Annotated in this window: 20 protein-coding genes; 13 read left to right on the plus strand and 7 right to left on the minus strand. The window is 66.3% G+C overall.

Features of this window, described 5'->3' with window-relative positions:
- The first annotated feature begins 6 nt into the window (after window positions 1–6).
- The 5 genes from EV665_RS20900 (at window position 7) to EV665_RS20920 (ending at window position 5,182) form a co-directional block, all read left to right on the plus strand.
- Window positions 7–333, plus strand: a complete 327-nt coding sequence (locus EV665_RS20900) for an XdhC family protein (protein WP_064330120.1) — start codon at window positions 7–9, stop codon at window positions 331–333.
- Window positions 333–1,031, plus strand: coding sequence for an XdhC family protein (locus tag EV665_RS20905; RefSeq protein WP_133035548.1), 699 nt, complete (start codon window positions 333–335; stop codon window positions 1,029–1,031). Before EV665_RS20900 ends, EV665_RS20905 begins: the two co-directional genes overlap by 1 nt.
- Window positions 1,028–2,638 (plus strand): NTP transferase domain-containing protein, encoded by a 1,611-nt coding sequence (locus tag EV665_RS20910; protein ID WP_133035549.1) that lies wholly within the window; start codon window positions 1,028–1,030, stop codon window positions 2,636–2,638. The genes EV665_RS20905 and EV665_RS20910 overlap by 4 nt, the downstream gene beginning before the upstream one ends.
- Before the next feature lie 3 nt (window positions 2,639–2,641).
- Complete coding sequence (locus tag EV665_RS20915) at window positions 2,642–2,959, plus strand: TfoX/Sxy family protein (RefSeq protein ID WP_133035550.1); 318 nt, start codon at window positions 2,642–2,644, stop codon at window positions 2,957–2,959.
- Between the two features lie 108 nt (window positions 2,960–3,067).
- On the plus strand, window positions 3,068–5,182 hold the full coding sequence (locus tag EV665_RS20920; protein ID WP_133035551.1) for a TonB-dependent receptor domain-containing protein: 2,115 nt from the start codon (window positions 3,068–3,070) through the stop codon (window positions 5,180–5,182).
- Here the strand turns inward: EV665_RS20920 and EV665_RS20925 are convergent, their stop codons facing one another.
- From EV665_RS20925 to EV665_RS20945, 5 genes are all read right to left on the minus strand, one after another.
- Window positions 5,183–5,593 (minus strand): NUDIX hydrolase, encoded by a 411-nt coding sequence (locus EV665_RS20925; protein ID WP_064330115.1) that lies wholly within the window; start codon window positions 5,591–5,593, stop codon window positions 5,183–5,185.
- Between the two features lie 9 nt (window positions 5,594–5,602).
- Complete coding sequence (locus EV665_RS20930) at window positions 5,603–7,102, minus strand: DEAD/DEAH box helicase (RefSeq protein ID WP_064330114.1); 1,500 nt, start codon at window positions 7,100–7,102, stop codon at window positions 5,603–5,605.
- Window positions 7,103–7,295: 193 nt separating this feature from the next.
- Window positions 7,296–8,573: a M23 family metallopeptidase gene (locus tag EV665_RS20935; RefSeq protein WP_133035552.1), complete on the minus strand. Its 1,278-nt coding sequence runs from the start codon at window positions 8,571–8,573 to the stop codon at window positions 7,296–7,298.
- A 93-nt stretch (window positions 8,574–8,666) separates the two neighbouring features.
- The gene (locus EV665_RS20940; RefSeq protein WP_133035553.1) at window positions 8,667–9,494 is read right to left on the minus strand and encodes a ferritin-like domain-containing protein; all 828 of its coding nucleotides are present in this window, start codon (window positions 9,492–9,494) and stop codon (window positions 8,667–8,669) included.
- A gap of 22 nt (window positions 9,495–9,516) precedes the next feature.
- Window positions 9,517–9,984 carry a peroxiredoxin gene (locus EV665_RS20945; protein ID WP_133035554.1) on the minus strand — a complete coding sequence of 156 codons (468 nt, stop codon included), beginning with the start codon at window positions 9,982–9,984 and terminating at the stop codon, window positions 9,517–9,519.
- Between the two features lie 149 nt (window positions 9,985–10,133).
- Between EV665_RS20945 and EV665_RS20950 the strand changes: the two genes are divergently transcribed.
- The gene (locus tag EV665_RS20950; RefSeq protein WP_133035555.1) at window positions 10,134–13,520 is read left to right on the plus strand and encodes a YhdP family protein; all 3,387 of its coding nucleotides are present in this window, start codon (window positions 10,134–10,136) and stop codon (window positions 13,518–13,520) included.
- 208 nt (window positions 13,521–13,728) lie between these two features.
- On the opposite strand, the gene tyrS is transcribed toward EV665_RS20950, so the two are convergent.
- The gene (tyrS, locus tag EV665_RS20955) at window positions 13,729–14,982 is read right to left on the minus strand and encodes a tyrosine--tRNA ligase (protein ID WP_133035556.1); all 1,254 of its coding nucleotides are present in this window, start codon (window positions 14,980–14,982) and stop codon (window positions 13,729–13,731) included.
- Window positions 14,983–15,112: 130 nt separating this feature from the next.
- On the opposite strand from tyrS, the gene EV665_RS20960 reads away from it, so the two are divergent.
- On the plus strand, window positions 15,113–16,246 hold the full coding sequence (locus tag EV665_RS20960) for an anhydro-N-acetylmuramic acid kinase (protein ID WP_133035557.1): 1,134 nt from the start codon (window positions 15,113–15,115) through the stop codon (window positions 16,244–16,246).
- Between the two features lie 89 nt (window positions 16,247–16,335).
- Window positions 16,336–17,514 carry a GGDEF domain-containing protein gene (locus EV665_RS20965; protein ID WP_133035558.1) on the plus strand — a complete coding sequence of 393 codons (1,179 nt, stop codon included), beginning with the start codon at window positions 16,336–16,338 and terminating at the stop codon, window positions 17,512–17,514.
- 78 nt (window positions 17,515–17,592) lie between these two features.
- On the opposite strand, the gene EV665_RS20970 is transcribed toward EV665_RS20965, so the two are convergent.
- The gene (locus tag EV665_RS20970; RefSeq protein WP_023516508.1) at window positions 17,593–18,270 is read right to left on the minus strand and encodes an alpha/beta hydrolase; all 678 of its coding nucleotides are present in this window, start codon (window positions 18,268–18,270) and stop codon (window positions 17,593–17,595) included.
- A 213-nt stretch (window positions 18,271–18,483) separates the two neighbouring features.
- On the opposite strand from EV665_RS20970, the gene EV665_RS20975 reads away from it, so the two are divergent.
- The 5 genes from EV665_RS20975 (at window position 18,484) to sufD (ending at window position 23,626) form a co-directional block, all read left to right on the plus strand.
- Window positions 18,484–19,641: a cysteine desulfurase family protein gene (locus EV665_RS20975; RefSeq protein ID WP_133035559.1), complete on the plus strand. Its 1,158-nt coding sequence runs from the start codon at window positions 18,484–18,486 to the stop codon at window positions 19,639–19,641.
- 138 nt (window positions 19,642–19,779) lie between these two features.
- Complete coding sequence (sufB, locus tag EV665_RS20980) at window positions 19,780–21,249, plus strand: Fe-S cluster assembly protein SufB (protein WP_064330104.1); 1,470 nt, start codon at window positions 19,780–19,782, stop codon at window positions 21,247–21,249.
- Window positions 21,250–21,363: 114 nt separating this feature from the next.
- A complete protein-coding gene (locus EV665_RS32390; protein WP_162853120.1) occupies window positions 21,364–21,525 on the plus strand; it encodes a hypothetical protein in 162 nt (53 codons plus the stop codon).
- Window positions 21,526–21,572: 47 nt separating this feature from the next.
- On the plus strand, window positions 21,573–22,328 hold the full coding sequence (gene sufC, locus EV665_RS20985; RefSeq protein WP_064330102.1) for a Fe-S cluster assembly ATPase SufC: 756 nt from the start codon (window positions 21,573–21,575) through the stop codon (window positions 22,326–22,328).
- Window positions 22,329–22,351: 23 nt separating this feature from the next.
- Window positions 22,352–23,626: a Fe-S cluster assembly protein SufD gene (gene sufD, locus EV665_RS20990; RefSeq protein ID WP_133035560.1), complete on the plus strand. Its 1,275-nt coding sequence runs from the start codon at window positions 22,352–22,354 to the stop codon at window positions 23,624–23,626.
- Window positions 23,627–23,735: the final 109 nt, after the last annotated feature.

The following is a 23,735-nucleotide window of genomic DNA, read 5'->3' on the forward strand; positions in this document are numbered from 1 at the left end:
GGGAGAATGGAGACCAACGACGTGTTCGATCCGCTGGCCATCGCTGAACGCTGGATGGACGACGGGCGCATGGTGGCGCTCGCCACGGTCATCGAGACCTGGGGGTCGGCGCCGCGCCCGGTCGGCAGCCATCTGGTGATCGACGGCGAGGGCAATTTCCACGGCTCGGTTTCCGGCGGCTGCGTCGAGGGCGCCGTCATCGGCGAGGCGATGGAGGTGATTGCGGACGGCGAGCCGCGGCTCCTGGAATTCGGCGTCGCCGACGAGACCGCCTGGCGCGTCGGCCTGTCCTGCGGCGGGCGCATCCGGGTCTATGTGGAGCGAGTCGGCTGATGGATCCCTATCTCCTGCGCAAATTGAACGCGGAGCGCGCCGCCCGCCGCGCCGTCATCCACCTGACCGATCTCGGCGACGGCCGCGACCGGGTGATCCGCGAGGGCGATCCGGTCGCCGGCCCGCTCGGCGAGGCGATCGCGCGCGCCTTCCGCTCCGGCCGGTCCGGCCTTGTGGAGGTCGAGGATCGAAAATTCTTCCTCAATGTCCACCTGCCGCCCGCCCGCATCGTCGCCATCGGCGCGGTCCATATCAGCCAGGCGCTGGCGCGGATGGCCGGCGTCGCCGGTTTCGACATCACCATCATCGACCCGCGCACCGCCTTTGCCACGGAAGAGCGCTTTGCCGGCCTCGACCTTGCCGCCGACTGGCCGGAGGATGTGCTGAAGGCGCGGCCGCTCGATGCCTATACCGCCCTCGTCGCCGTCACGCACGATCCGAAGATCGACGATTTTCCGCTGTCGCAGGCGCTCACCACCGGCTGTTTCTATGTCGGCGCGCTCGGCAGCCGGAAGACCCATGCCAAGCGCGTCGAGCGTCTGACGGCGCTGGGGCACGGCGCGGCGGAGATCGCCCGCATCTCTGCGCCCATCGGCCTCGATATCGGCGCCGCGAGCCCGGCGGAGATCGCCGTCGCCATCCTGGCCGACATCGTGGCGCATCTGCGCCGGCGCCCCCTCCTCGGGGCCGGACCATGATCTTCGGGGAGGTTCCGGTGTCCGGGGCGCTGGGCGCGCGGCTGGCGCATGGCGTGCGCGTGGCGGGCCTGTCGCTGCACAAGGGGCATGTGGTGACGCAGGCGGATTGCGACGGGCTGCTGGCCGCCGGTGTCGCGACCCTCATCGCCGTGCGCCTCGAAGCCGGCGATCTCGACGAGGACGCGGCGGCAGCGCTGATCGCCGGAGCGATCCCGCCGGACCACCTGACCTTCACCCCGCCCGCGACCGGCCGCATCAATCTCCATGCCGCCGCCAACGGGCTCTTCGTCGCCGACCGGGCGGCCATCGACCGGTTCAACCGGGTCGATCCGGCCATCACCATCGCCACCCTGCCGGACCATGCCAGCGTGACGGCCGGCGACATGGTGGCGACGATCAAGATCATTCCGCTGGCGGTGGCCGGCGATCTCGCACGCAAGGCGGCGGCGGTGCTGGCCTCCAGCCGGGCGCTGGAGGTCAAGCCGTTCGTGCCCCGCCGCGTCGGGCTCGTCGCGACGGAACTGCCGACGCTGAAACCCTCCGTGATGGACAAGACGCGCCGGCTGCTCGAACAGCGCCTGCATCCCTCCGGCAGCCGCCTGACCGGCGAGGTGCGGGTGCCGCACCAGGCATCCGGCGTCGCCGAGGCGATCCGTGCGGCGGTGGCAGACAACGACCTCGTGCTCGTCTTCGGAGCTTCCGCCGTCACCGACGGCAACGATGTCATCCCCGCAGCCATCCGGGCCGCCGGCGGTGTGGTCGAGCATGTCGGCATGCCGGTCGATCCCGGCAACCTGCTGGTCCTCGGCCGCGTGGGCGCGGTGCCGGTCATCGGCGCGCCCGGCTGCGCGCGCAGCCCGAAGGAAAACGGTTTCGACTGGATCCTCGCCCGCATCCTCGCCGGGGAAACGCCCGGCCCCACCGAGATCACCGGCATGGGCGTCGGCGGCCTTCTCGCCGAGATCCCGAGCCGGCCACAGCCGCGCGATGTCCGGGCAGAGGAACGGCCGCTCTCCGTCGCGGCACTGGTGCTCGCCGCCGGCCGCGCCAGCCGCATGCACGGTCGCCACAAGCTGCTCGCCGCCTTCGACGGCAAGGCGCTCGTCCGCCGTTCGACGGAGGCGGCGCTGGCAGCCCGGCCGGCGCGCGTGCTGGTGGTGACGGGACACCGGGCGCAGGAGGTGGAGGCGGAGCTTTCCGGCCTCAAGGTCGATCTCGTGCGCAATCCCGATCATGCGCAGGGCATGTCGACCTCGCTGCGGGTGGGCGTCGCCGCGCTCGGCCCGGGCTGCGACGGCGTCGCCGTCATGCTGGCCGACATGCCGCATGTCACCGGCGAGGACGTGCGCCGGCTGCTCGATGCCTTTGCCGCGGCCGGCGGCCATGCCATCGTGCGGGCGGTCTCCGGCGGAAAGCGCGGCAATCCCGTCGTGCTGCCGCGCACCACCTTCGCCGCGATCCTGCAGCTTGAAGGCGATGTCGGCGCGCGCCATATCGTCGAGAGTGCCGGGCTCGACATCGTCGACGTGGAGATCGGCGCGGCGGCGCATATCGACGTCGACACGCCGGAGGCGGTGCTGGCCGCGGGCGGGGTCCTGAAAGGGTAGGGCATGGATCGGGACGCGATCGAGGAGATGTTCCAGGCGCTGGGACCGGTGACGATCAAGCGCATGTTCGGCGGCAAGGGCATCTACCACCAGGGCCGCATCCTGGCGCTGGAAGTCTATGACGAGATCCTGCTCAAGGCCGACGCGGTCAGCGCCCCGGATTTCGCGGCCGCCGGCTGCCGGCAATGGTTCTATGACGGCAAGAGCGGCAAGCCGGTGAAGATGCCCTACTGGTCCATTCCGGACGAGGCCTTCGACGATCCCGACCTCATGGCGCTCTGGGTGCGCCGGGCCTACGCGGCGGCGCTGCGGGCGAAATAACCGCAGCCCGGAAAACGCGGCATTCAAACTTGACTTATATTGTCATGTTGTCCATTACCGATCGGTCCGCGCGTCAAAATTGCGCTGGCAGAGTGCGGTGAGGTCTCCATGAAACAGGTTCGTTTTCACGCGTCAACGCTTCTTGCGGGCACGGCCATGGCGCTTGCGCTGCTGGCAGCCGCCGGACCCGCCACCGCGCAGGACGCGACGGCGACCGATCTCCAGCAGATCAACGTGGAAGGCGATGGCAATGGCGACGGCATCGTCGACGTTCCGGCCGGCGTCTCGACCGCCGACCGCGAGAAGATCCAGGACCGCTATGCCGGCGACGTGATGCAGGTCCTGCGCTCCGCACCGGGCACCTTCACGCGCGAGCCGGCGGACCAGCCGGGCATCACCGTCAACATCCGCGGCATGCAGGGCATGGGCCGCGTCAACAGCATGATCGACGGCGTGCCGCAGACCTTCAGCAACCTGTCCGGCCATGGCGGCACCTTCGACAGCCTGCTTTATGTGGAACAGAACATGCTGGTCGGCGTCGACGTGACGCGGGGCGCCGTCTCGGGTGCCGAGGGCATGGGCACGCTGGCGGGCGCGGCCAATTTCCGCACGCTCGACGTCGACGACGTGCTGCTGCCCGGCAGGGACTACGGCGTGATGACCTCGGTGCGCGCCGGCAGCAACGGCTTCGACTATTCGCGTCTTCTCAGCGGCGCCGTGCGCACCGAGATGGGCGAGGGCGAGATCGGCATCGTCGGCGCGCTCAGCGACACGAAGAAGAGCCCCTACGAGAACGGCTCGGGCATTCTCTACCCGAATGCCGGCGACCAGCACCCGAAATCGGGCCTCTTCAAGGTCAACCTGTCGCCGAACGCCGATCACAAGCTGTCGCTCGGCGGCATCTGGTACGGCAACGAGTTCCTGCCGGGCAGCTCCGGCTACAACTGGATCGTCGAGAACCAGACCTATACGGCGAAATACAGCTACCAGCCCGGCAGCGACCTGATCGACCTCTCGATCAACGCCTATCTCAACATCACCGATCTCGAATTCGACGGCACCAACGGCAATGTCAGCACGTTCGACGGCCGCAAGGGGACCAACACGACGACCGGCTTCGACATTTCCAACCGCATGCGCTTCGATCTCGGCGAGGAAACGGAGCTGAAGCTCACCTATGGCGGCGCCTACAGCCGCGACCGCTACGAGGGCAACGCCAAGCGCGGCGCCAATCCGGACGGGACGCTGGTGAAGGCGGGCGTCTTCAGCGAGGCGACGATCTCGCACGGCATCTTCGACCTGACCGGGGGCCTGCGTTACGACTACTGGTCGCTCGAAGGCGTCAGCGGCTACGACGCGCCGGGCACGAACGGCTGCGCTGCCGGAGGCGATCCGTGCCCGATGGAGACGCTGTCGCGCGACGGCGGCGACCTCAACCCGAAGGTCACCCTCTCGGCGCGCCCGCTCGAATGGCTCCAGCCCTATGTGACCTATGCCCATACCGCCCGCCCGCCGACGGCGGCCGAGATGTTCTATCCCGGCGGCCACAGCTTCGACGGCTCCTCCGACCCGGTCAACAACAATCCCAACCTCGTGCCCGAAAAGAGCCGCGGCTGGGAGTTCGGCGTCAACATGACGACGGACGACCTCCTGACGCCGGGCGATTCCGCCTGGTTGAAGGTCGGCTATTTCCACAACCGCATCCGCGACTACATCACCTATGACATCGACACGGACGGCGCGGCGCGCTGGGTCAACGTGGATGGCACGACGGTGATGAAGGGGCTTGAAGTGGAGGGCGGCTACGATGCCGGCCGCTATTATGCCGGCTTCTCGCTGACGCTCGCCGACACCAAGCAGCCGGAAGGTTCCGCCGCCGGCGTCGGCAGCGACACGGGACGGCTGCCGGACGATTTCCTGACCATCGACGCCGGCATGCGCTTCCTGGAGGAAACGCTCACCGTCGGTGGCCGGATGCGTTATGTCGGCAAGAGCAAGCAGGCCTATATCAACCAGAGCATGGCCTTCGACGTCGACGCCTATACGCTGTTCGACGCGCATGCCTCCTGGCAGGTCAACGAGAACGCCAAGATCTTCTTCAATGTCGAGAACGTCTTCGACACGACCTACATGAAGGCAAATTCAGGCCTGATGGACAATTACGGCGGCGTCAAGAACGGCCGCGGCCGCACCTTCATCATCGGCGCGACGGCCCGGTTCTGATCATTTCCGCAAGGCTTTCACCGCATCGGCGGCAAAGCGCGAGAGCGGCGCGGGCAGGGCGTCGAGGGAGAACCAGCCGAATTCCGGCAGCTTCTCCGGCTCCATGACGCGCGGCTCGCCGGAGAAATCTTCCGTCACATAGATGAGCGACAGCCAGTGCTGGCGTTCGTCCGCGATGATCTGCTCGGAAATGCACAGGAAATCGACGGCGCCGATGGTCAGCCCCGATTCTTCCTCCGCCTCCCGGCGGGCGGAATCCACGGCGCGCTCCATGTGGTCGATCTTGCCGCCGACGATGTTCCATGCGCCGGCCTCCGGCGCGCGCAGGCGCCGGTAGAGCAGGAGCTTGCCCTCACGCAAAATCGCCAGGCCGCAACCGAGGCCTGGCACATCGATGCCTGGAATGGACATTCCGGGAGATCAGGCCTTGCCGGCGATCAGCATGAAGGCCGGAACCTCGTCGCCGAAACCGAGCGGCGTCGGGCCGTCATCGTCGTCGCGGCGGTAACGGCTGCGGCGATCGCGGCTGTCGTCATTGGCCGGACGCGGTGCGGCATGGTTTGCGGCACGCGGATTGCGAGCGGGATTCTGCGGCCGCCCTTCCGCCTTGCGTTCAGCTTTCACGGCTTCCACCTTCTCTTCGCTCTCGCTGGTCTCGATGCGCGTTTCGGTTGCGCGGGGTTCGCCCTTGCGGCCACGGGAACGATCGCGGTCGCGGTCACGACCGCCCCGATCGCGGCCGCCACGGGGACGCTCGCGCTCCTCGCTCTCGGCCTGCGGCGGCAGGTCTTCGATGCCGCCGCTCAGCCATTCGATCTTCTGATCGATCAGCTTCTCGATGGCGTCGAGGAACTTCCCGTCGCGCTTGGATACCAGGGTGAAGGCGGCGCCCGAGCGGCCGGCACGGCCGGTGCGGCCGATGCGGTGGACATAGTCCTCGGCATGGATCGGGACGTCGAAGTTGAAGACGTGGCTCACATCCGGAATGTCGAGGCCGCGGGCCGCGACGTCGGATGCCACGAGAAGGGTGAGCTTGTTTTCCTTGAAATTGGCCAGCATCGTCGTGCGGGCCCGCTGGTCCATGTCGCCGTGCAGCGCGCCGACGGAGAAGCCGTGGCGGTCGAGCGAGCGGAAGAGTTCGGCGACGTCGACCTTGCGGTTGCAGAAGATGATGGCGTTCTTCAGGTCGTCCTGGGCGCGGATGAGATCGCGCAGCGTCGCGCGCTTCTCGTAGTCCTTGCCGTGCGTGGCGACGAGGCGCTGCGTCACGGTCTTGGCCGTGGAGGAGGGCGGTGCCACCTCGATGCGCTCGGGGTTCTGCAGGAAGCGGTCCGCGAGCTTCTGGATTTCCGGCGGCATGGTGGCCGAGAAGAACAGGGTCTGGCGGGTGAAGGGAATGAGCTTGGCGATGCGCTCGATGTCGGGGATGAAGCCCATGTCGAGCATGCGGTCCGCCTCGTCGATGACGAGGATCTCGACGCCGGTCATCAGCAGCTTGCCGCGCTCGCAATGGTCGAGCAGGCGGCCGGGGGTGCAGATCAGCACGTCCGCGCCGCGCTCCAGCTTGCGGTCCTGCTCGTCGAAGGAGACGCCGCCGATGAGGAGGGCGACGTTCAGCTTGTGGTTCTTGCCGTATTTCTCGAAGTTCTCCGCAACCTGGGCGGCAAGCTCGCGCGTCGGCTCCAGGATGAGCGTGCGCGGCATGCGGGCGCGGGCACGGCCCTTTTCGAGCAGCGTCAGCATCGGCAGAACGAAGGACGCGGTCTTGCCGGTGCCCGTCTGGGCGATGCCGAGAATGTCGCGCCGCGCTAGCGCCGGCGGAATGGCACCCGCCTGGATCGGGGTCGGGATCGTGTATCCCGCGTCGGTGACGGCGGACAGGACTTTCGGGCTCAGGCCAAGATCAGCAAAAGTGGTCAAAGGGAAAACAGTTTCCGTTCCGGTTCTTGCGAACGCAATGGGTTTCAGCGGCCCTATCGCCGCGAGGATGCAGCGCAAATATGCCGAAAGTGCCGGAAAGTCAAGGAAATCAGTGAATTTGGTAAATGCGCAAGCGATTTGAAGCCCATGGCCGATATTTTTGTCATACCAGAGCGCTTCACCTTGCGTTACGTCAATCCATATAGGTCGTCAGCTTCATGCCGGCGGTGAGGAAGCGCATGGGGTCGAGCGCCTTGCCGTCGCGGCGCACTTCATAGTGCAGATGCGGGCCTGTGGAGCGGCCCGTCGTGCCGGAAAGCCCGATCGGGGTGGAGGCTTCCACATGGTCGCCGACCTTGACGAGCACGCGGGAAAGGTGGGCGTAGCGCGTCGTCAGGCCGTTGCCGTGGTCGATTTCCACCATATTGCCATAGCCACCGTTGCGCGCGGCCACGACGACCGTGCCCGCGCCGGTTGCGCCGATCTGCGTGCCGGTGCGGGCGCGAAAGTCGATGCCGGCATGCAGCGCGAGGCGTCCGAGGAACGGGTCGGTGCGGTTGCCGAAACGGCTCGTGATGCTGCTGGCGGGCGAGGGGTTGCCGAAGGGCAGCTTTCGCGCGGTGCGGCGGGCATTGTCGAGGCGGTCCAATGCGGTGTCGAGATCGTTGATCGAGGTTTCGAACGGATCGGTGACGTCGACCGGTTCGACGAACGGGCCGCCGATCGCCGTTTCCGAATCGCCGCCCTCCGCCTTTTCGGCGACGTCGAAGCCGGTGCGGCGCAGGATGGTCTGGATGGCGTCGGCCGTTTCCGAGGCGCCGGCCGTCAGCGACTGGATTCGGTTGATCTGTTCGTGTTCCAGGTCCTTCAGCGAGAGCGTGACCTTGGAGAAGAGCCGGTCAGCGCGATCGGCGACCGATTCGTTCGTCGCGGCATAGGCAAGCTGCGCCGTTTTCTGCGAAGCGCTTCCGGTCGCGCCCATGATGGCATTGATGGCGCCCACCGCATCCGCCCGGCGCCCGTCCGTGACGGGAATCCCATCGGTAACGGGGGCGGCTGCGCCGGCATTTTCGGCGCGGTTCAGCAGGGCGTCGAGCTTGCCATGGCGGGCGGAGAGGGCGAGCTGTTGCTGCATCAGCTTCTCGACCTTCTCCTCGACGACCTGCTGGTCAAGGAGCTGGCGGCTGGTGACGCGGTCGACCTGTGCCCGCAGCGCGGAGATGCGGTCCTCATAATCGTGCTGCATGCGGGCCTGGCGCGCCATGGTGGCGCCGATCAGGTCGTCGCGCAGCACGAGATAGGACGTGGCGGCAAGGTAGCCGACGGTGAACATGCCGGCAAAGCAGAAGGCGACGGCAGCCATCCAGGGACGGATGGTCATGTGGCGGATCTTGTCGCCGCTCGCGAAGATCACGACATGCTGCTGCGCACGCTTTCCGAAGACGCGGTTTTCAGGACGCTCCGCCACCATTTGCTCCCCGACCGATTCTTGAAGGTCTCGTGCCGGAATTACACATTGTTAGGGTTAACAAAGGCTTTCCCGGCGGGTTGCGGGCGAGGAATATCAGCTTTGGCTGACGGAAACGAGCGAACGGTAGAAGGAAGGCGTCAGGCCGGCTTCGGCCCGCGCGACATCGTTGAAGGGCGGCTTGAGCGGCCCGCGGAAGTTCGTGCGTACCAGTTCCCTGAAGGTGGCCGAAGGGTCCTTCTTCTCGCGGGCGCAGAGGAAGCGGAACCATTTGGCGCCCACCGCCACATGGCCCTTCTCGTCGTTGTAGATGATGTCGAGGATGTCGGCGCTGGCGTCGTCCCCGGTCTCGCGCATCTTGGCCTGCAGCGTCGGTGTCACGTCGAGCCCGCGCGCCTCCAGGATCAGCGGCACGACGGCAAGGCGCGCGGTCAGGTCGTTGCGCGTGTCGTGCGCGGCCTGCCAGAGCCCGTCATGGGCCGGCAGGTCGCCATAATCGGCGCCGAGGTCGCGCAGGCGATCGCGGATCAGCCGGAAATGCTTGGCCTCCTCGAAGGCCACCTGCATCCAGCCGTCGAAGAAGGAATGCGGCACGCGCTCCGTCGTGAAGCGCGCGACGATGTCGAGCGCGAGGTCGACGGCATTGAGCTCGATATGGGCCAGCGCATGGAGAAGCGCGATGCGGCCCTTCAGCGTGTGCAGCGAGCGCTTCTCCATGTGCCTGGGCGGAATGAGCTCCGGTCTTTCCGGCCGGCCGGGCCGCGCCGGCAGGACCGGGTCGCGCGGCGAGCGCATCGAAAGTGTGCGGGCGAACCAGCGGCGTGCGGTCTCCTGCGCGAGCGCCGTCTTCAGGTCGAGATCGGCGGCCGCAATGGCCGCCGTGGTGCCGCCCCGAAGGCTTTTGATATGGGGAAGTTCCGTCATTTCAATTATTTGCCTTGAAAATTTAAAGCTTTCTGGCGGTTTCCAGCACGGCCTCGACATGGCCCTTGACCTTCACCTTCGGCCAGATCTCGGCGATCTTGCCGTTGGCGTCAACGAGCACGGTCGTGCGCTCGACGCCCATATAGGTGCGGCCATACATGCTCTTTTCCTTCCAGACACCGTAAGCCTCCAGCGTCTGGAGGCTCTCGTCCGAGGCGAGCGGCACGCCGAGCGCGTGTTTTGCGACGAACTTGTCGTGCTTCTTCACCGGATCGGGCGAAAGGCCGATGAGGGCGACGCCGGCGGCCTCGAAATCCGCTTTCGCGGCGGTAAAATCCTTCGCTTCCGTCGTGCAGCCTTCCGTGTCATCCTTGGGATAGAAGAAGAGGACGACGGGCCGGCCGCGGAATGCGGAGAGCGAAATGGTGCCGCCGCCATCGCGCGGAAGGGTGAAGTCCGGAGCTTCGACGCCCGGAGCCAGTTCTGCCATGGGATTTCCTTTCTTTGGCCGGCTTTTTGAGTCAAGGAGCCGGCCTCCCGATATATAGTGGCAGGCAGAATCGTCCAGCGGCGAGCGGACGGCAGGCAGCGATTCCATGGGATAACGCTGCGCAATGGGGCAAAGGAAACCAGCACGAGATGGCAGAACTCCGCGACGAGAAGGTCGTGTTCCGCAGAAAGGACATCGTTCCGCTGCACGAACTGCCGTCCGCGCAGGCGCATGACCCCATCGTCCTGCACGCGGTCGAGGCGAGCCGCACCGGCATCGCCTGCCGCATCATTGCCGCCACCGTCGCGCTCGTCCTGTTTCTCGGCGCCGTGCTCATCGGCCTCGTCGAGACCGGCCTCTTCGACAGCACGCTGAACGCGCGGGCCGTTGCCGCGCTCAACCAGGCACTCGGCACGCGCTACCGCGCCTCCGTCGACCACACCGTGCTGCGGCTTGCCGGTTTCAACGGGTTCGCGCTGAAGGCGGAGAATGTCCGCATCGTCGAGGTCGAATCCGGCAAGGAACTGGCGACGACCGATTCGATCGGCATCGTGCTCGACCCGCTCGGGCTCGCCTCCGGCCGCATCGCCGTCTCGCGGCTCGATGTGGACGGCGCGATGTTCAATGCCGCGCTGCTGCCGAAGAGCAAGCCGCTCGACCTGGCGGCGCTGCGCATTTCCGACGTGCCGGACTATCTCGAAACCACCTTCGAGCGGCTCGACGGCGTCAGCCACCTCATCGACACGAACGGCATGCAGACCGTCAAGGCGTCCGACCTCGGCGCGACCTTCCAGGGGCCGGACGGCAAGGCGGTGACGCTGGCCATCGCCAGCCTGCAGTTCACCCGCGACGGCGACGGCACCATGTCGATCGACGGGCATTTCACGATGGATGGCGCCGAGGGCGAGATCGACCTGACCGCCTCGGGCGCCGAGGGATCCGTCCGCACGCTGGACGGGTCGATCCGCAATGTGGCGCTCGGGAAATTCCTGCTCGGCAACGATGTCAACGGCAATGTGCATGCCGGCGTCGACACGACGGCGGATGTCTCGGTCCATGCGGTGCGCGAGATCGACGGGACGAAGCCCGAACTCGGCCTCGACGTCGCGCTCGCCGCGGGCTCCGTCTATGGCGATGGCATTGCGGCGGAGCTGCGCCCGTCCACCCTCACGGTCGGCTACAATTTCGACAAGGGCTCGATCGAGCTCGCCTCCCAGGATGCCGGCGTCGGCCAGTCGCATTTTCCCTTCACCGGCGGCCTCATCGACCTCGACCGGGTCTCCGACCGGCCGGACAAGGGGTTCGCCATCGACCTCGTCTTCAGCAACGCGGTGAGCCGTCCCGTCGATTCCAGCGAGGCACCGATCCGTTTCGATGCCAAGGTCAACGGCTACTATCTTCCGAAGACGAAGAACCTGCTGTTCGAGGAGATGGCCGTCTCCAGCGAGAAGGGCAATGTCGCCGGCTCGCTGGCCATGCGCTTCGGCGAGCGGGACCCGGAGATCAGCTTCGTGATGATCGCCAGCGAGCTGGAATCGGCCGCGGTCAAGCAGTTCTGGCCGTTCTGGATGGCCAAGACGGCGCGTAGCTGGGTGATCAAGAACATTTTCGGCGGCACCGTCACCAATGGCCGCATCGAATTCTACCTTGCCGAAGGCCGCGAGCGCCTGCCGGGCGTGCCGATGCATCTCGGTCCGGAGGAGTTGAAGATCGACTTCGACATCGAGGGTGCGCGCATGAACGTCGCCGGCGAAATCCCGCCGCTGCGCGACACGTCCGGCAAATTTCGCCTGCGCGGGCCGCGCACGGAGATCGCGATCAACGGCGGCACGGCCTATTTCCCGTCCGGCCGCTCCGTCGCGCTGACCGGCGGCACCTTCGTGCTGCCCGACAACTACAGCAAGCCGCTGATGGCGGACATGGACATCGATGTCGCCGGCAATGCCGACGCCATCGCCGAACTGGTGACCTACCGGCCGATCCGCGCCCTGCCGGCGACCGGCTTTGCGCCAAATGATTTCAGCGGCCAGGTGAAGGCCAAGGTGAAGGCGCATTTCGGCGTCATCGCCGCCCACGACCCGCCGCCGCCGCAATGGACGGCGGCCCTGACGCTCGACGATGTCGACCTCGCCAAGCCGATCGCCGGGCGCACCGTGACGGGCCTGCGCGGCCTTCTCGCCATCGATCCCCAGAAGGCCGACCTCAAGGCCAGGGGCGATATCGATGGCGTGACGCTCGACCTCGAACTGGCCGAGCCCGTCGGCAAGGCCGCCGGCTTCAAGCGCAGGACGGTGCTGTCCGGCACGCTCGACAACAAGGACCGCCGCAAGCTGCTGCCGGGCCTGGAGGACGTGGTCGAGGGGCCTGTCGAGGTGCGGCTGGAGCAGGAGGGCGACGGGCCGCGCACGGTGGAGGCGGATGTCGGCTCCGCCGCGGTCTCCATTCCGTGGATCGGCTGGACCAAGGGGGCGGGCATCGGCGGCAAGGTCACGCTGACGGCGGACACGAAGGAGGGCGTCACCCGCGTCTCCGATTTCCGCTTTGCCGGCGACGGGTTCAACGTGGCGGGCAATCTCACCTTCCGCGGCGCGCGGCTCGACGCGGCGAACTTCTCCACCGTCCGGCTTTCGGCCGACGACCGGTTCCGCCTGAAGGTGGAGCGCGGAAAGTCCGGCTATTCGGTCGTGGCGGATGGCGAGGCGGCCGATGTGCGCGCCGTACTGGCGCGCCTCAAGAATGCGACCGGCGGTGGCGGCGAGAAGCAGGACGTCACCATCCGGGCCGATCTCGCACGGGCCGTCGGCTTCAATGGCGAAACGCTCTCCAATGTCAGCTTCCGCTACAGCACGGCGGGCAGCCGCATTTCGGGCGTGGACCTCTCGGCGGTGACGAAGAGCGGCGCGCCCGTCGTGGCGCAACTTGCCAGCAATGGCGGCGCGGACGCTATCCAGCTCACCAGCGGCGATGCCGGTGCTGTCGCCCGTTTTGCCGATGTCTACAGCCACATGCGCGGCGGTCTCCTCAATGTCCGACTGCGCGAGACGGCGGGCAGCGGCTGGCGCGGATCCGTCGATATCAGGAACTTCTCGCTCGTCGGGGAGGAGCGCCTGCGCTCGCTCGTCTCGACGCCGGCCGGCGAAAGCGGGCGCAGCCTCAACGAAGCGGTGCGCCGCGAGATCGATGTCAGCGCCGTGAAATTCTCCCGCGGCTTTGCCCAGATACGCACCGGCGGCGGTGCGCTAAGCCTCGAAAACGGCGTGGTGCGCGGCGAAACGGTCGGCGCCACCTTCCAGGGCACGGTGCGCGATGCCAATGGCCGCACGGACATGACCGGCACCTTCATGCCGGCCTACGGCCTCAACCGGCTGTTCGCCGAACTGCCGCTGATCGGCATCCTGCTCGGCAACGGCAACGACCGCGGCCTGATCGGCATCACCTTCAAGCTCTCCGGTCCCTTCGACAAGCCGAAGCTGACGATCAACCCGCTGTCGATCATCGCCCCCGGCGTCTTCCGCAACATCTTCGAATTCCAATGAAAAAGGCCGCCCGGAGGCGGCCTTCGATCTGGTGGCAAGGTCCGCAAACCTCTCCTCCTACGTCATGGTCGGGCTTAAACCCGACCATCCACAACCCGTTGAAAAGAATGGATCCCCGGGTCGAGCCCGAGGATGACGGAGTGCTTGGAGCGATGTCTGCCATCAAACTGAAGGCCGCCTGGAGAGGCCTTCAGTTTCGTTTGCCCGGTCAGGCCGGACGCACCAGGATGTGCTTCTTCTTGCCCAGCGACAGCTTGACGACGCCGTCGGCGGAAACGTCGGCGCTGCCGATGACGCGGCGCTCGTCGGAAACGGTGGCATCGTTGATGCGCACCGCGCCGCCCTGCACATGGCGGCGGGCTTCGCCGTTGGAGGCGGCAAGGCCGGCCTTGACGATGAGGGTGAGGAGGCCGATGCCGGCTTCGAGCTCACCGGCGGACACCGCGATCGACGGCAGGTTTTCGGCGATCGCGCCTTCCTCGAAGGTCTTGCGCGCGGTCTCGGCGGCCTGTTCGGCGGCCTCGCGGCCGTGCAGCATCGCCGTCACCTCGGTGGCGAGGACCTTCTTCACCTCGTTGATCTCGGCGCCGCCGAGCGCGGAGAGCCGGGCGATCTCGTCCATCGGCAGCGTCGTGTAGAGCTTCAGGAAGCGCGAGACGTCCGCATCCTCGGTATTGCGCCAGTACTGCCAGAAGTCATAGGCCGACAGCATGTCCGGGTTGAGCCAGACGGCGCCGGAGAGCGACTTGCCCATCTTGGCGCCCGACGCGGTCGTCAGGAGCGGCGAGGTCAGCGCGTAGAGCTGCGGCGTGCCCATGCGGTGGCCGAGGTCGATGCCGTTGATGATATTGCCCCACTGGTCCGAGCCGCCCATCTGCAGGCGCACGTCGTAGCGCTTGTTCAGCTCGACGAAGTCGTAGGCCTGCAGGATCATGTAGTTGAATTCGAGGAAGGACAGCGAATGCTCACGGTCGAGGCGCAGCTTCACGCTGTCGAAGGAGAGCATGCGGTTGACGGAGAAATGCCGGCCGACATCGCGCAGGAATTCGAGGTAGTTGATGCCGAGCAGCCAGTCGGCATTGTTGATCATCAATGCGTCCTTCGGGCCCTCGCCATAGGTGAGGTAGTTCGAGAAGACCTTCTTGATGCTGGCGATGTTGCTGTTGATCGTGTCCGGCGTCATCAACTGGCGCGCCTCGTCCTTGAAGGACGGGTCGCCGACCATGCCGGTGCCGCCGCCCATCAGCGAGACCGGGCGGTGGCCGGTCTTCTGGAACCAGTGCAGCAGCATGATCTGGATGAGGCCGCCGGCATGCAGGCTCGGCGCCGTCGGATCGAAGCCGATATAGGCCGTCACGGTTTCCTTGGCGAGAAGGTCGTCGAGGCCGGTTTCATCGGAGATCTGGTGGATGAAGCCGCGCTCTTTCAGCGTGCGAAGGAAATCGGATTTGAATTCGGACATGGCCTGTCTCTCTTGCCGGGATGCTTTGGGCGGGATGTTGGCGGCCGGAGATAATTTTCCGGCGGACCGCCGGGCGTTTAGCACTGTTTCACCGCATAATCACTTCAAAAGTGATTCTGGAGCGGATGGCATGACGGGACTGCGGACGGCGATCGGTCTGATGAGCGGCACGAGCCTCGACGGCATCGACGTCGCGCTGCTGCGCACGGATGGCGAGGCCGTCGTCGAGCGCGGCCCCTGTCTTGCGCGGCCTTACGACGCCGCCTTCCGCCGCCGCCTTCAGGGCGCGCTGGAGACTGCCAAGAGGATCGGCAAGCGCGACGAACGGCCGGGCGATCTTGCCGCGGTCGAGCGCGCGCTGACGCTGCACCACGGCGAGGCCGTGCGCGCCTTCCTGGAGGAGAACGGGCTCGCGGCATCCGACATCGACGTCATCGGCTTTCATGGCCAGACCGTGCTGCACCGGCCGGATGCCGGCCTGACGGTGCAGCTCGGCGACGGCGGGCTGCTCGCCCGCGAGACCGGCATCGACGTGGTCTACGACATGCGGGCCAACGACATGGCGCATGGCGGGCAGGGCGCGCCGCTCATTCCCGCCTATCACGCCGCGCTTGCCGCCGGCCTTTCCGGTGCCACCGGCAAGGCGGTCGTCTTCGTCAATATCGGCGGCATTTCCAACATCACCTTCATCGGCGCGGACGGGGCGATCGTCGCCTATGACAGCGGTCCCGGCAACACGCTGATCGACCAATGGGTCGAGGCCCATGCCGGCATTCCCTACGACCAGGGCGGCATGATCGCCTCGGAAGGCCGTGTCGATCCCGGCCTTGCGGAGCGTTACCTTGGCCATGCCTTCTTCACCGATCCGGTGCGCCGCTCGCTCGACCGCAACGATTTCCGCCCGCCCGAGGGGTCGGATGCGAGCCTTGAGGACGGTGCGCGCACGCTGGCCCATGTCACGGCCGCGGCCATCCTGCGCTCGGCCCGCCACCTGCCGGAGCGGCCGAAGCTCTATGTCGTGTGCGGCGGCGGCCGGCTCAACCGGGTGATCATGGGCGACCTTGCGGCGCTTGCCGAGACGGAGAGGGCGGAGGTGGTGACGGCCGAGGCGCTCGGTCTCGACGGCGACAGCATGGAGGCGGAGGCCTGGGCCTATCTCGCCGTCCGCTCGCTCGGCGGCCTGCCGCTCACCTTCCCGGGCACGACGGGCGTGACGGCGCCCGTTTCCGGTGGCCTGTTACGGAAACACGCCGCCCGCGATTAACGCTTTTTTCGCGGGCGCCTTCTAGGATTCGTCAGGATCGTTCCGGGCGCTTTTGCACGGAGCGGCTTTTATCTTGCGTAGGGTGGCCAATGAGTGGCGCGGGCTTCGTGCTGGCGGTGAATTTTCTCATCGCGCAGTGTTTCTGCATGTTTTTCCTGGCGGTATCCGCCAGGAGCCGCAACCGCGTTGCCGCCCGCTGGTTTGCCGGCACCTATGCCGTCGCCTCGCTCGCCACCATCTTCGAATTCCTCGTCGCCTATGTGCCGCCGGCAAAGCTCTGGGCGATTCTCGCCTTCGCCGCCATGCTCGGCGGCATGCTGATGCTGCGCGTCGGCATCGGTCATCTCTACGGCCTTCGCACCAACCGCTGGGGCCTGGCGGGTATCTTCGTCGCCTTCGTCGCGCTCGATTATGCCATCTACGACCTGCCGCGCGGCACGCTCGCCCATGCGCTGCCCTACCAGACGCCGTTCGCGGTGGCGCTCGGCATGAGCGCCTTCGCCGCCTGGCGGGCGCGTCCGGCCAGTTTCGTCGACCGGGCGCTCATCGTCCTGCTTGCGCTGACCAGCGTGCATTTCCTCGCAAAAGCCTTCGCCGCCGTGCTCGCCGGGGCGGGCAACACGGCGGAGGACTATCTCGCCAGCCAGTTCGCGCTCGTCTCGCAGAGCATGGGCGCGGTGCTGATCGTCGCGGTCGGCCTGATGCTGCTCTGCGTGCTCGTGCTGGAGATCGTCGCGGAGGAGAAGGGCAATGCGGAGGTCGATCCGCTGTCCGGCCTCCTCAACCGCCGCGGCTTCGACAACCACATCGACGCGCTGCTTGCGGGCGCCGGGCCACATGGCCTCATCCTGTGCGACATCGATCATTTCAAGTCGGTCAACGACACCCATGGCCACCAGGGCGGCGACAGTGCCATCCGCGCCTTCGGCGAGGCGCTGCGTGTCGCGGCGCCGCCAGGTGCACTCGCGGCGCGCATCGGCGGGGAGGAGTTCGCGCTCTTCCTGCCGAACACAGGCAGGGAGGCGACGCTGCTCTTCGCCCAGACCCTGCGCGCCACCCGTGCCGTCGCCCCTATTCCCGGCCTGCCGCCGGCCGTGCGCATCACCGCCAGCTTCGGCGTCGCCGAGGTGACGCGCGGTGAACCGCTGCGCTTTGCCATGCGCCGGGCGGACGACGCGCTCTATGCGGCCAAGAATGCCGGGCGCGACTGCGTGCGCGAGGCGGAGCCGCCCGCGGTGGTGCTGGAGGTCGTCAAGCGCGCGACCTGAGGCGCGCGACCGGAAGGCAAAGAAAAAGCCCGGTGGACGTCACCGGGCTTCTTTGTTCTCTGTTCTCTTCTCGGCCGGTCAGCGGATGCGCTTGGCGGCCGGTTCCGGCGTCAGTTCGCCGGCAAGGCGGCGGTCCAAGTAGTCCTCGCATTCGGCCATCAGGGTTTCCGTCTGGCCGTTGAAGAAGTGGTTGGCGCCCGGCACCGTGCGGTGGGTGATCAGGATGCCCTTCTGCGTCTTGAGCTTCTCGACGAGGCCGTTGACATCCTTCTCCGGCGCCACCTTGTCGGAATCGCCGTTGATGATGAGGCCCGACGACGGGCAGGGGGCGAGGAACGAGAAGTCGTAGATGTTCGGCTGCGGGGCGATCGACATGAAGCCTTCGATCTCCGGGCGGCGCATCAGGAGCTGCATGCCGATCCAGGCGCCGAAGGAATAGCCGGCGACCCAGCAGCTCTTCGAATCGGGATGCAGGCTCTGCACCCAGTCGAGCGCCGAGGCCGCATCCGACAGTTCGCCGGCGCCATGGTCGAATTCGCCCTGGCTGCGGCCGATGCCGCGGAAATTGAAGCGCAGCGTCGTGAAACCGCGCTTCTGGAACATGTAGAAGAGCTGGTAGACGATCTGGTTGTTCATCGTGCCGCCGAACTGCGGGTGCGGATGCAGCACGATGGCGATCGGGGCGTTCTTCTGCTTGGACGGCTGGTAACGGCCCTCAAGGCGACCGGCGGGTCCGTTGAAGATGATTTCGGGCATTCTTACTCCGGCAAGTTCGCGTTCTGGAACGGATTCTTGTCAACTGAAGTCTTGACGAAACCAGTCAGCTTTTCTAGAACCTAGTTTAGAACCATTCGAAACTGTATAGGCGTCCAGGGGACGCCGTGAGCTTGGTGTCATAAGGCAAGCCCGACGGAAAATTCAAGGAAAATGCACGCCGCACCGAATGTATCGTGCGTGCATGGGTGAGAAATGACGAAGACGGAGCGCACATATCTGGACTGGAACGCCACGGCGCCCCTGCTGCCGGCGGCGCGCGAGGCCGTTCTTGCCGCGCTCGACAGCGTCGGCAACCCGTCTTCCGTGCATGGCGAGGGCCGGGCGCTGCGCATGCTGGTGGAAGCCGCGCGCCGCGACGTCGCCGCGCTGGTCGACACGGCTCCGGCCCATGTGATCTTCACGAGCGGCGCGACCGAAGCGGCCAACCTCGTCCTGACGCCCGATTACCGCATGGGCCGCACGCCGCTTGCCATCGGCCATCTCTATGTGTCCGAGATCGAGCATCCGGCGATCCGCGAGGGCGGGCGCTTTGCGCGCGATGCCGTGACGACGATCCCCGTCACCCGCGCCGGCCTCGTCGATCTCGATGCGCTGGAAACGCTTCTTGCGGGCCATGACAAGGCGAAGGGCCTGCCGATGGTGGCGGTCATGCTCGCCAACAACGAGACGGGCATCGTCCAGCCGGTGAAGGCGGCCGCCGAGACCGTGCGCCGCCATGGCGGCCTCCTCGTCGTCGATGCGGTGCAGGCCGTCGGCCGCGTGCCAGTCGATATGACGGCGCTCGACGCCGATTTCCTGATCGTCTCCTCGCACAAGCTGGGCGGCCCGAAGGGCGCCGGCGCGCTGGTCTCGCGCGGCGAGGTGCTGATGCCCGTGCCGCTGATCCGCGGCGGTGGGCAGGAGAAGGGGCACCGTTCCGGCACCGAAAACCCGGCGGCGCTTGCCGGCTTTGCCGCGGCCGCCCGGGCCGCGGCGACGGATCTTGCCGGGCGCAATGCGCGGATCGCCGCGCTGCGCGATGCCTTGGAGAACGGCATGCGGGCGGCGACGAACGACGTCGTCATCCATGGCGCGGATGTCGAGCGCATCGCCAACACCTCGTTCTTCAGCCTGCCGGGCCTGAAGTCGGAGACGGGGCAGATCGCCTTCGACCTTGAAGGCATCGCGCTTTCGGCGGGCTCCGCCTGCTCCTCCGGCAAGGTCGGGCAGAGCCATGTGCTTGTCGCCATGGGTTTCGATGCGGCGCTCGGCGGGCTTCGCGTGTCGCTCGGCCCCGCCTCGACCGAGGCGGATATAGACCGTTTTCTGGCTGCCTTTTCGCGCGTCGTGGCACGACGGCGGGCGGCCTGACGGGAATCTTGCGAGAACGCAAGTTTTCGCTTGCCAAAGGGTGGGAAAAGCCGCCTTTGGCGCTTACATAACCGGCGGGAGGCCCGCCACACGTTGACAAACTGCCGGACCTTGGATCCGGCAAGATTGGAGAACGATATGCCTGCGGTGCAGGAAACGATCGATCAGGTCCGTCAGATAGACGTCGACCAGTACAAATACGGCTTCGAGACGACGATCGAGATGGACAAGGCCCCGAAGGGCCTGTCCGAAGAGATCATCCGCTTCATCTCGGCCAAGAAGAGCGAGCCCGACTGGATGCTCGAATGGCGCCTGGAGGCCTATCGCCGCTGGCTGACGCTCGAAGAGCCGACCTGGGCGCGCGTCGACTATCCCAAGATCGACTTCAACGACCTCTATTACTATGCCGCGCCGAAGAACCAGACCGGCCCGAAGTCCATCGACGAGGTCGATCCCGAGCTTCTGAAGATGTACGAGAAGCTCGGCATTCCGCTGCGCGAGCAGGAAATCCTCGCCGGCGTGCAGACCTCGAAGATTGCTGTCGATGCCGTGTTCGATTCGGTCTCCGTCGTCACGACCTTCAAGGAAGAGCTGAAGAAGGCCGGCGTGATCTTCATGTCGATCTCGGAAGCCATCCGCGAGCATCCCGATCTCGTGAAGAAGTATCTCGGCACTGTCGTTCCGACGACCGACAATTTTTACGCGACGCTGAACTCCGCGGTCTTCACCGACGGCTCCTTCGTCTACGTGCCGAAGGGCGTTCGTTGCCCGATGGAACTGTCCACCTACTTCCGCATCAACGAGAAGAACACCGGCCAGTTCGAGCGCACGCTGATCATCGCGGAAGAGGGCGCCTATGTGTCCTACCTCGAAGGCTGCACCGCGCCGCAGCGCGACGAGAACCAGCTTCACGCCGCCGTCGTGGAACTGGTGGCGCTCGATGATGCCGAGATCAAGTATTCCACCGTCCAGAACTGGTATCCGGGCGACAAGGACGGCAAGGGCGGCATCTACAACTTCGTGACGAAGCGCGGCGATTGCCGGGGCAAGAACTCGAAGATCTCGTGGACGCAGGTCGAGACCGGCTCCGCGATCACCTGGAAGTATCCGTCCTGCATCCTGCGTGGCGACGGTTCGCGCGGCGAGTTCTACTCGATTGCCGTCTCGAACGGCCACCAGCAGATCGACAGCGGCACCAAGATGATCCATCTCGGCAAGAACACGTCGAGCCGCATCGTCTCGAAGGGCATTTCCGCGGGTTTCTCCAACAACACCTATCGCGGCCAGGTCTCGGCCCACCGCAAGGCGGAGAACGCGCGCAACTTCACCCAGTGCGACTCGCTTTTGATCGGCGACAAGTGCGGCGCGCACACCGTGCCCTACATCGAGGCGAAGAACGCGACCGCCCATTTCGAGCACGAGGCGACCACCTCGAAGATCTCCGAGGACCAGCTCTTCTACTGCCTGCAGCGCGGCATCCCGACCGAAGCGGCGATCGCGCTGATCGTCAACGGCTTCGTCAAGGAAGTCATCCAGGAACTGCCGATGGAATTCGCCGTCGAGGCGCAGAAGCTGATCGGCATCTCGCTGGAAGGCTCGGTCGGCTGATCGGGTGAAGGAATGTCCCGGCGGGTTCCGCCGGGGGGCCGGACAGGCCTTTCGATGAAGTTTCCGCGTGATCCGTTATAGTAGCGGATGCGGCTCTCATCTGGAGGCGACGACATGGATCCGGTCAATCTGACGTACTACGCCGTGGTTTGCGGTGGACTTGCAGCCTATTCGCCGACGCTCACGAACAGGATCGTGCGGTTGGCGCTGGGGTTCGGGGTAGGTGCCCTTTCGGCGACGCTCCTTCCGGTGGTCCACTTCTTCCTCGGCTTCTGAAACGAAGACGGGAGCGCGGGACGCGCTCCGAAGCCAGGATCGAGAACATGCTTGAAATCAAGAATCTGCACGCACGCATCGCCGAGGACGGCACCGAGATCATCCGCGGCCTGAACCTTTCCGTGAAGGCTGGCGAAGTCGCCGCCATCATGGGCCCGAACGGCTCGGGCAAGTCGACGCTCTCCTACATCCTCTCCGGCCGCGAGGACTACGAGGTCACCGAAGGCGACATCCTCTACAACGGCGAGAGCATCCTGGAACTGGATCCGTCCGAGCGTGCCGCCAAGGGCATCTTCCTCGCCTTCCAGTACCCGGTCGAAATCCCCGGCGTCGCCACCATGCAGTTCCTGAAGGTTGCGATGAACGAGCAGCGCAAGGCGCGCGGCGAGGCGGAGCTGACGACGCCGGACTTCATGCGCCGCGTCAAGGACGCCGCCGCGGAACTGAAGATCGCGCCGGAAATGCTGCGCCGTCCGCTGAATGTCGGTTTCTCCGGCGGTGAGAAGAAGCGCGCCGAAATCCTGCAGATGTCGCTCCTGGAGCCGAAGCTCTGCATCCTCGACGAGACGGATTCCGGCCTCGACATCGACGCGCTGAAGATCGTGGCCGACGGCGTTAATGCGCTGCGTTCGCCCGACCGCGCCGTCGTCGTCATCACCCACTACCAGCGCCTGCTCGACTATATCGTGCCCGATACGGTGCACGTTCTCTACAAGGGCCAGGTCATCAAGTCCGGCGACAAGACGCTGGCGCACGAGCTGGAAGCAAACGGCTACGCCGACATCATCGGCGCCGCCGCCTGACGGCTTGGCGAAGGAGTGATCTCATGAACATGCAGACAGGCATGAAGCTCTCCGTCGCCGAGACGGCGCTCTGCGAAGCCTACGACCACGCTATCGGCGAACTGCCGGGCGATGGCGCCGTGCTCGCCGCCCGCGACGTTCTCATCAGCGACTTCAAGGATGCCGGCCTTCCGACGCGCCGCGTCGAAGCCTGGCACTATACGGACCTCAAGGCGCTGCTGCGCGCCGTGCCGGCCTTCGATCCGGCAGCCTCCGCCGCCAGGTTCGAACCGCTGGTCGAAGGCTCGACGGTGCTCTCCGTCGTCAACGGCGTTGCGGATGGGCGGGGCTCGGTCGAGGGCGTGACGCTGCGCACCTTTGCCGATGCGCTTGCCGACGGCACGGCCGCAGGCGGCCTCGTCGCCCGCGACAGCGACGACACGATCGGCCGCATCAACGGTGCCTTCGTGCGCGACGGTTTCGTGCTGGATTTCCCCGCCGGCACCGAACTTGCAGCGCCGGTCGAAATCCAGACGGTGCAGAATGCCGGCCAGGTCCATACGCGCTTCCCGGTGACCTTCGGCGCGAACGCCAGGGCAACCATCATCGAGCGCCATGCGGCGGCCGGCGACAATGCCGCCTTCGTCACGACGATCAGCGACATCTCGCTTGCCGAGGGCGCGGATATCACCTGGGTCATCTTCCAGGGGCAGGGCGCGGCCGACACCCATCTCGGCCAGATCCGCATCACGCTCGGCACGGATGCGAAACTGCGCCTTTATGTGATCAATGCCGGCGGCAAGCTCGTGCGGCAGGAAATCCATGTCGTGGTGGCGGGCGAGGGCTCCGACCTCATCCTGCGCGGCATCAACCTGCTCGGCGGCGAGACGCATACCGACGTGACCTTCACGGTCGGCCACGACGTGCCGAACACGACGTCGACGGAAGTGATCCGCAACGTGATCTTCGATCGCGCCCGCGGTGTCTTCCAGGGCCAGATCCGCGTGGCGCCGGATGCCCAGAAGACCGACGCCAAGATGTCGTGCAACACGCTGCTGCTTTCCGACGAAGCCGACTTCTCGGCCAAGCCGGAGCTGGAAATCTTCGCCGACGACGTGCAGTGCGGCCACGGCGCGACCGTGATCGACATCGACCACGTACAGCTCTTCTACCTGATGGCCCGCGGCATCCCGGAAAACAAGGCGCGCGCCATGCTGGTCAACGCCTTCGTCGCCGAGATCGTCGAGGAGCTGGAAGACGAGCCGCTGGTCGAGGCGCTGGAAGGCGTCATCGCCGGCTGGCTCGACAAGCACGCCTGATCGGTCGCGATCCCGGCGGGACCCGCATGATGGCCGGTCCGGGATCGCGCAAACAAGCAAAGGGCGTTTTCGCGGTTCTGAGGAACAGGAACGCTCCAGGGCACGCCTG

Origin of the sequence: Shinella granuli, assembly GCF_004341885.1 — a bacterium.
In the GTDB taxonomy this organism is placed as follows: domain Bacteria; phylum Pseudomonadota; class Alphaproteobacteria; order Rhizobiales; family Rhizobiaceae; genus Shinella; species Shinella granuli.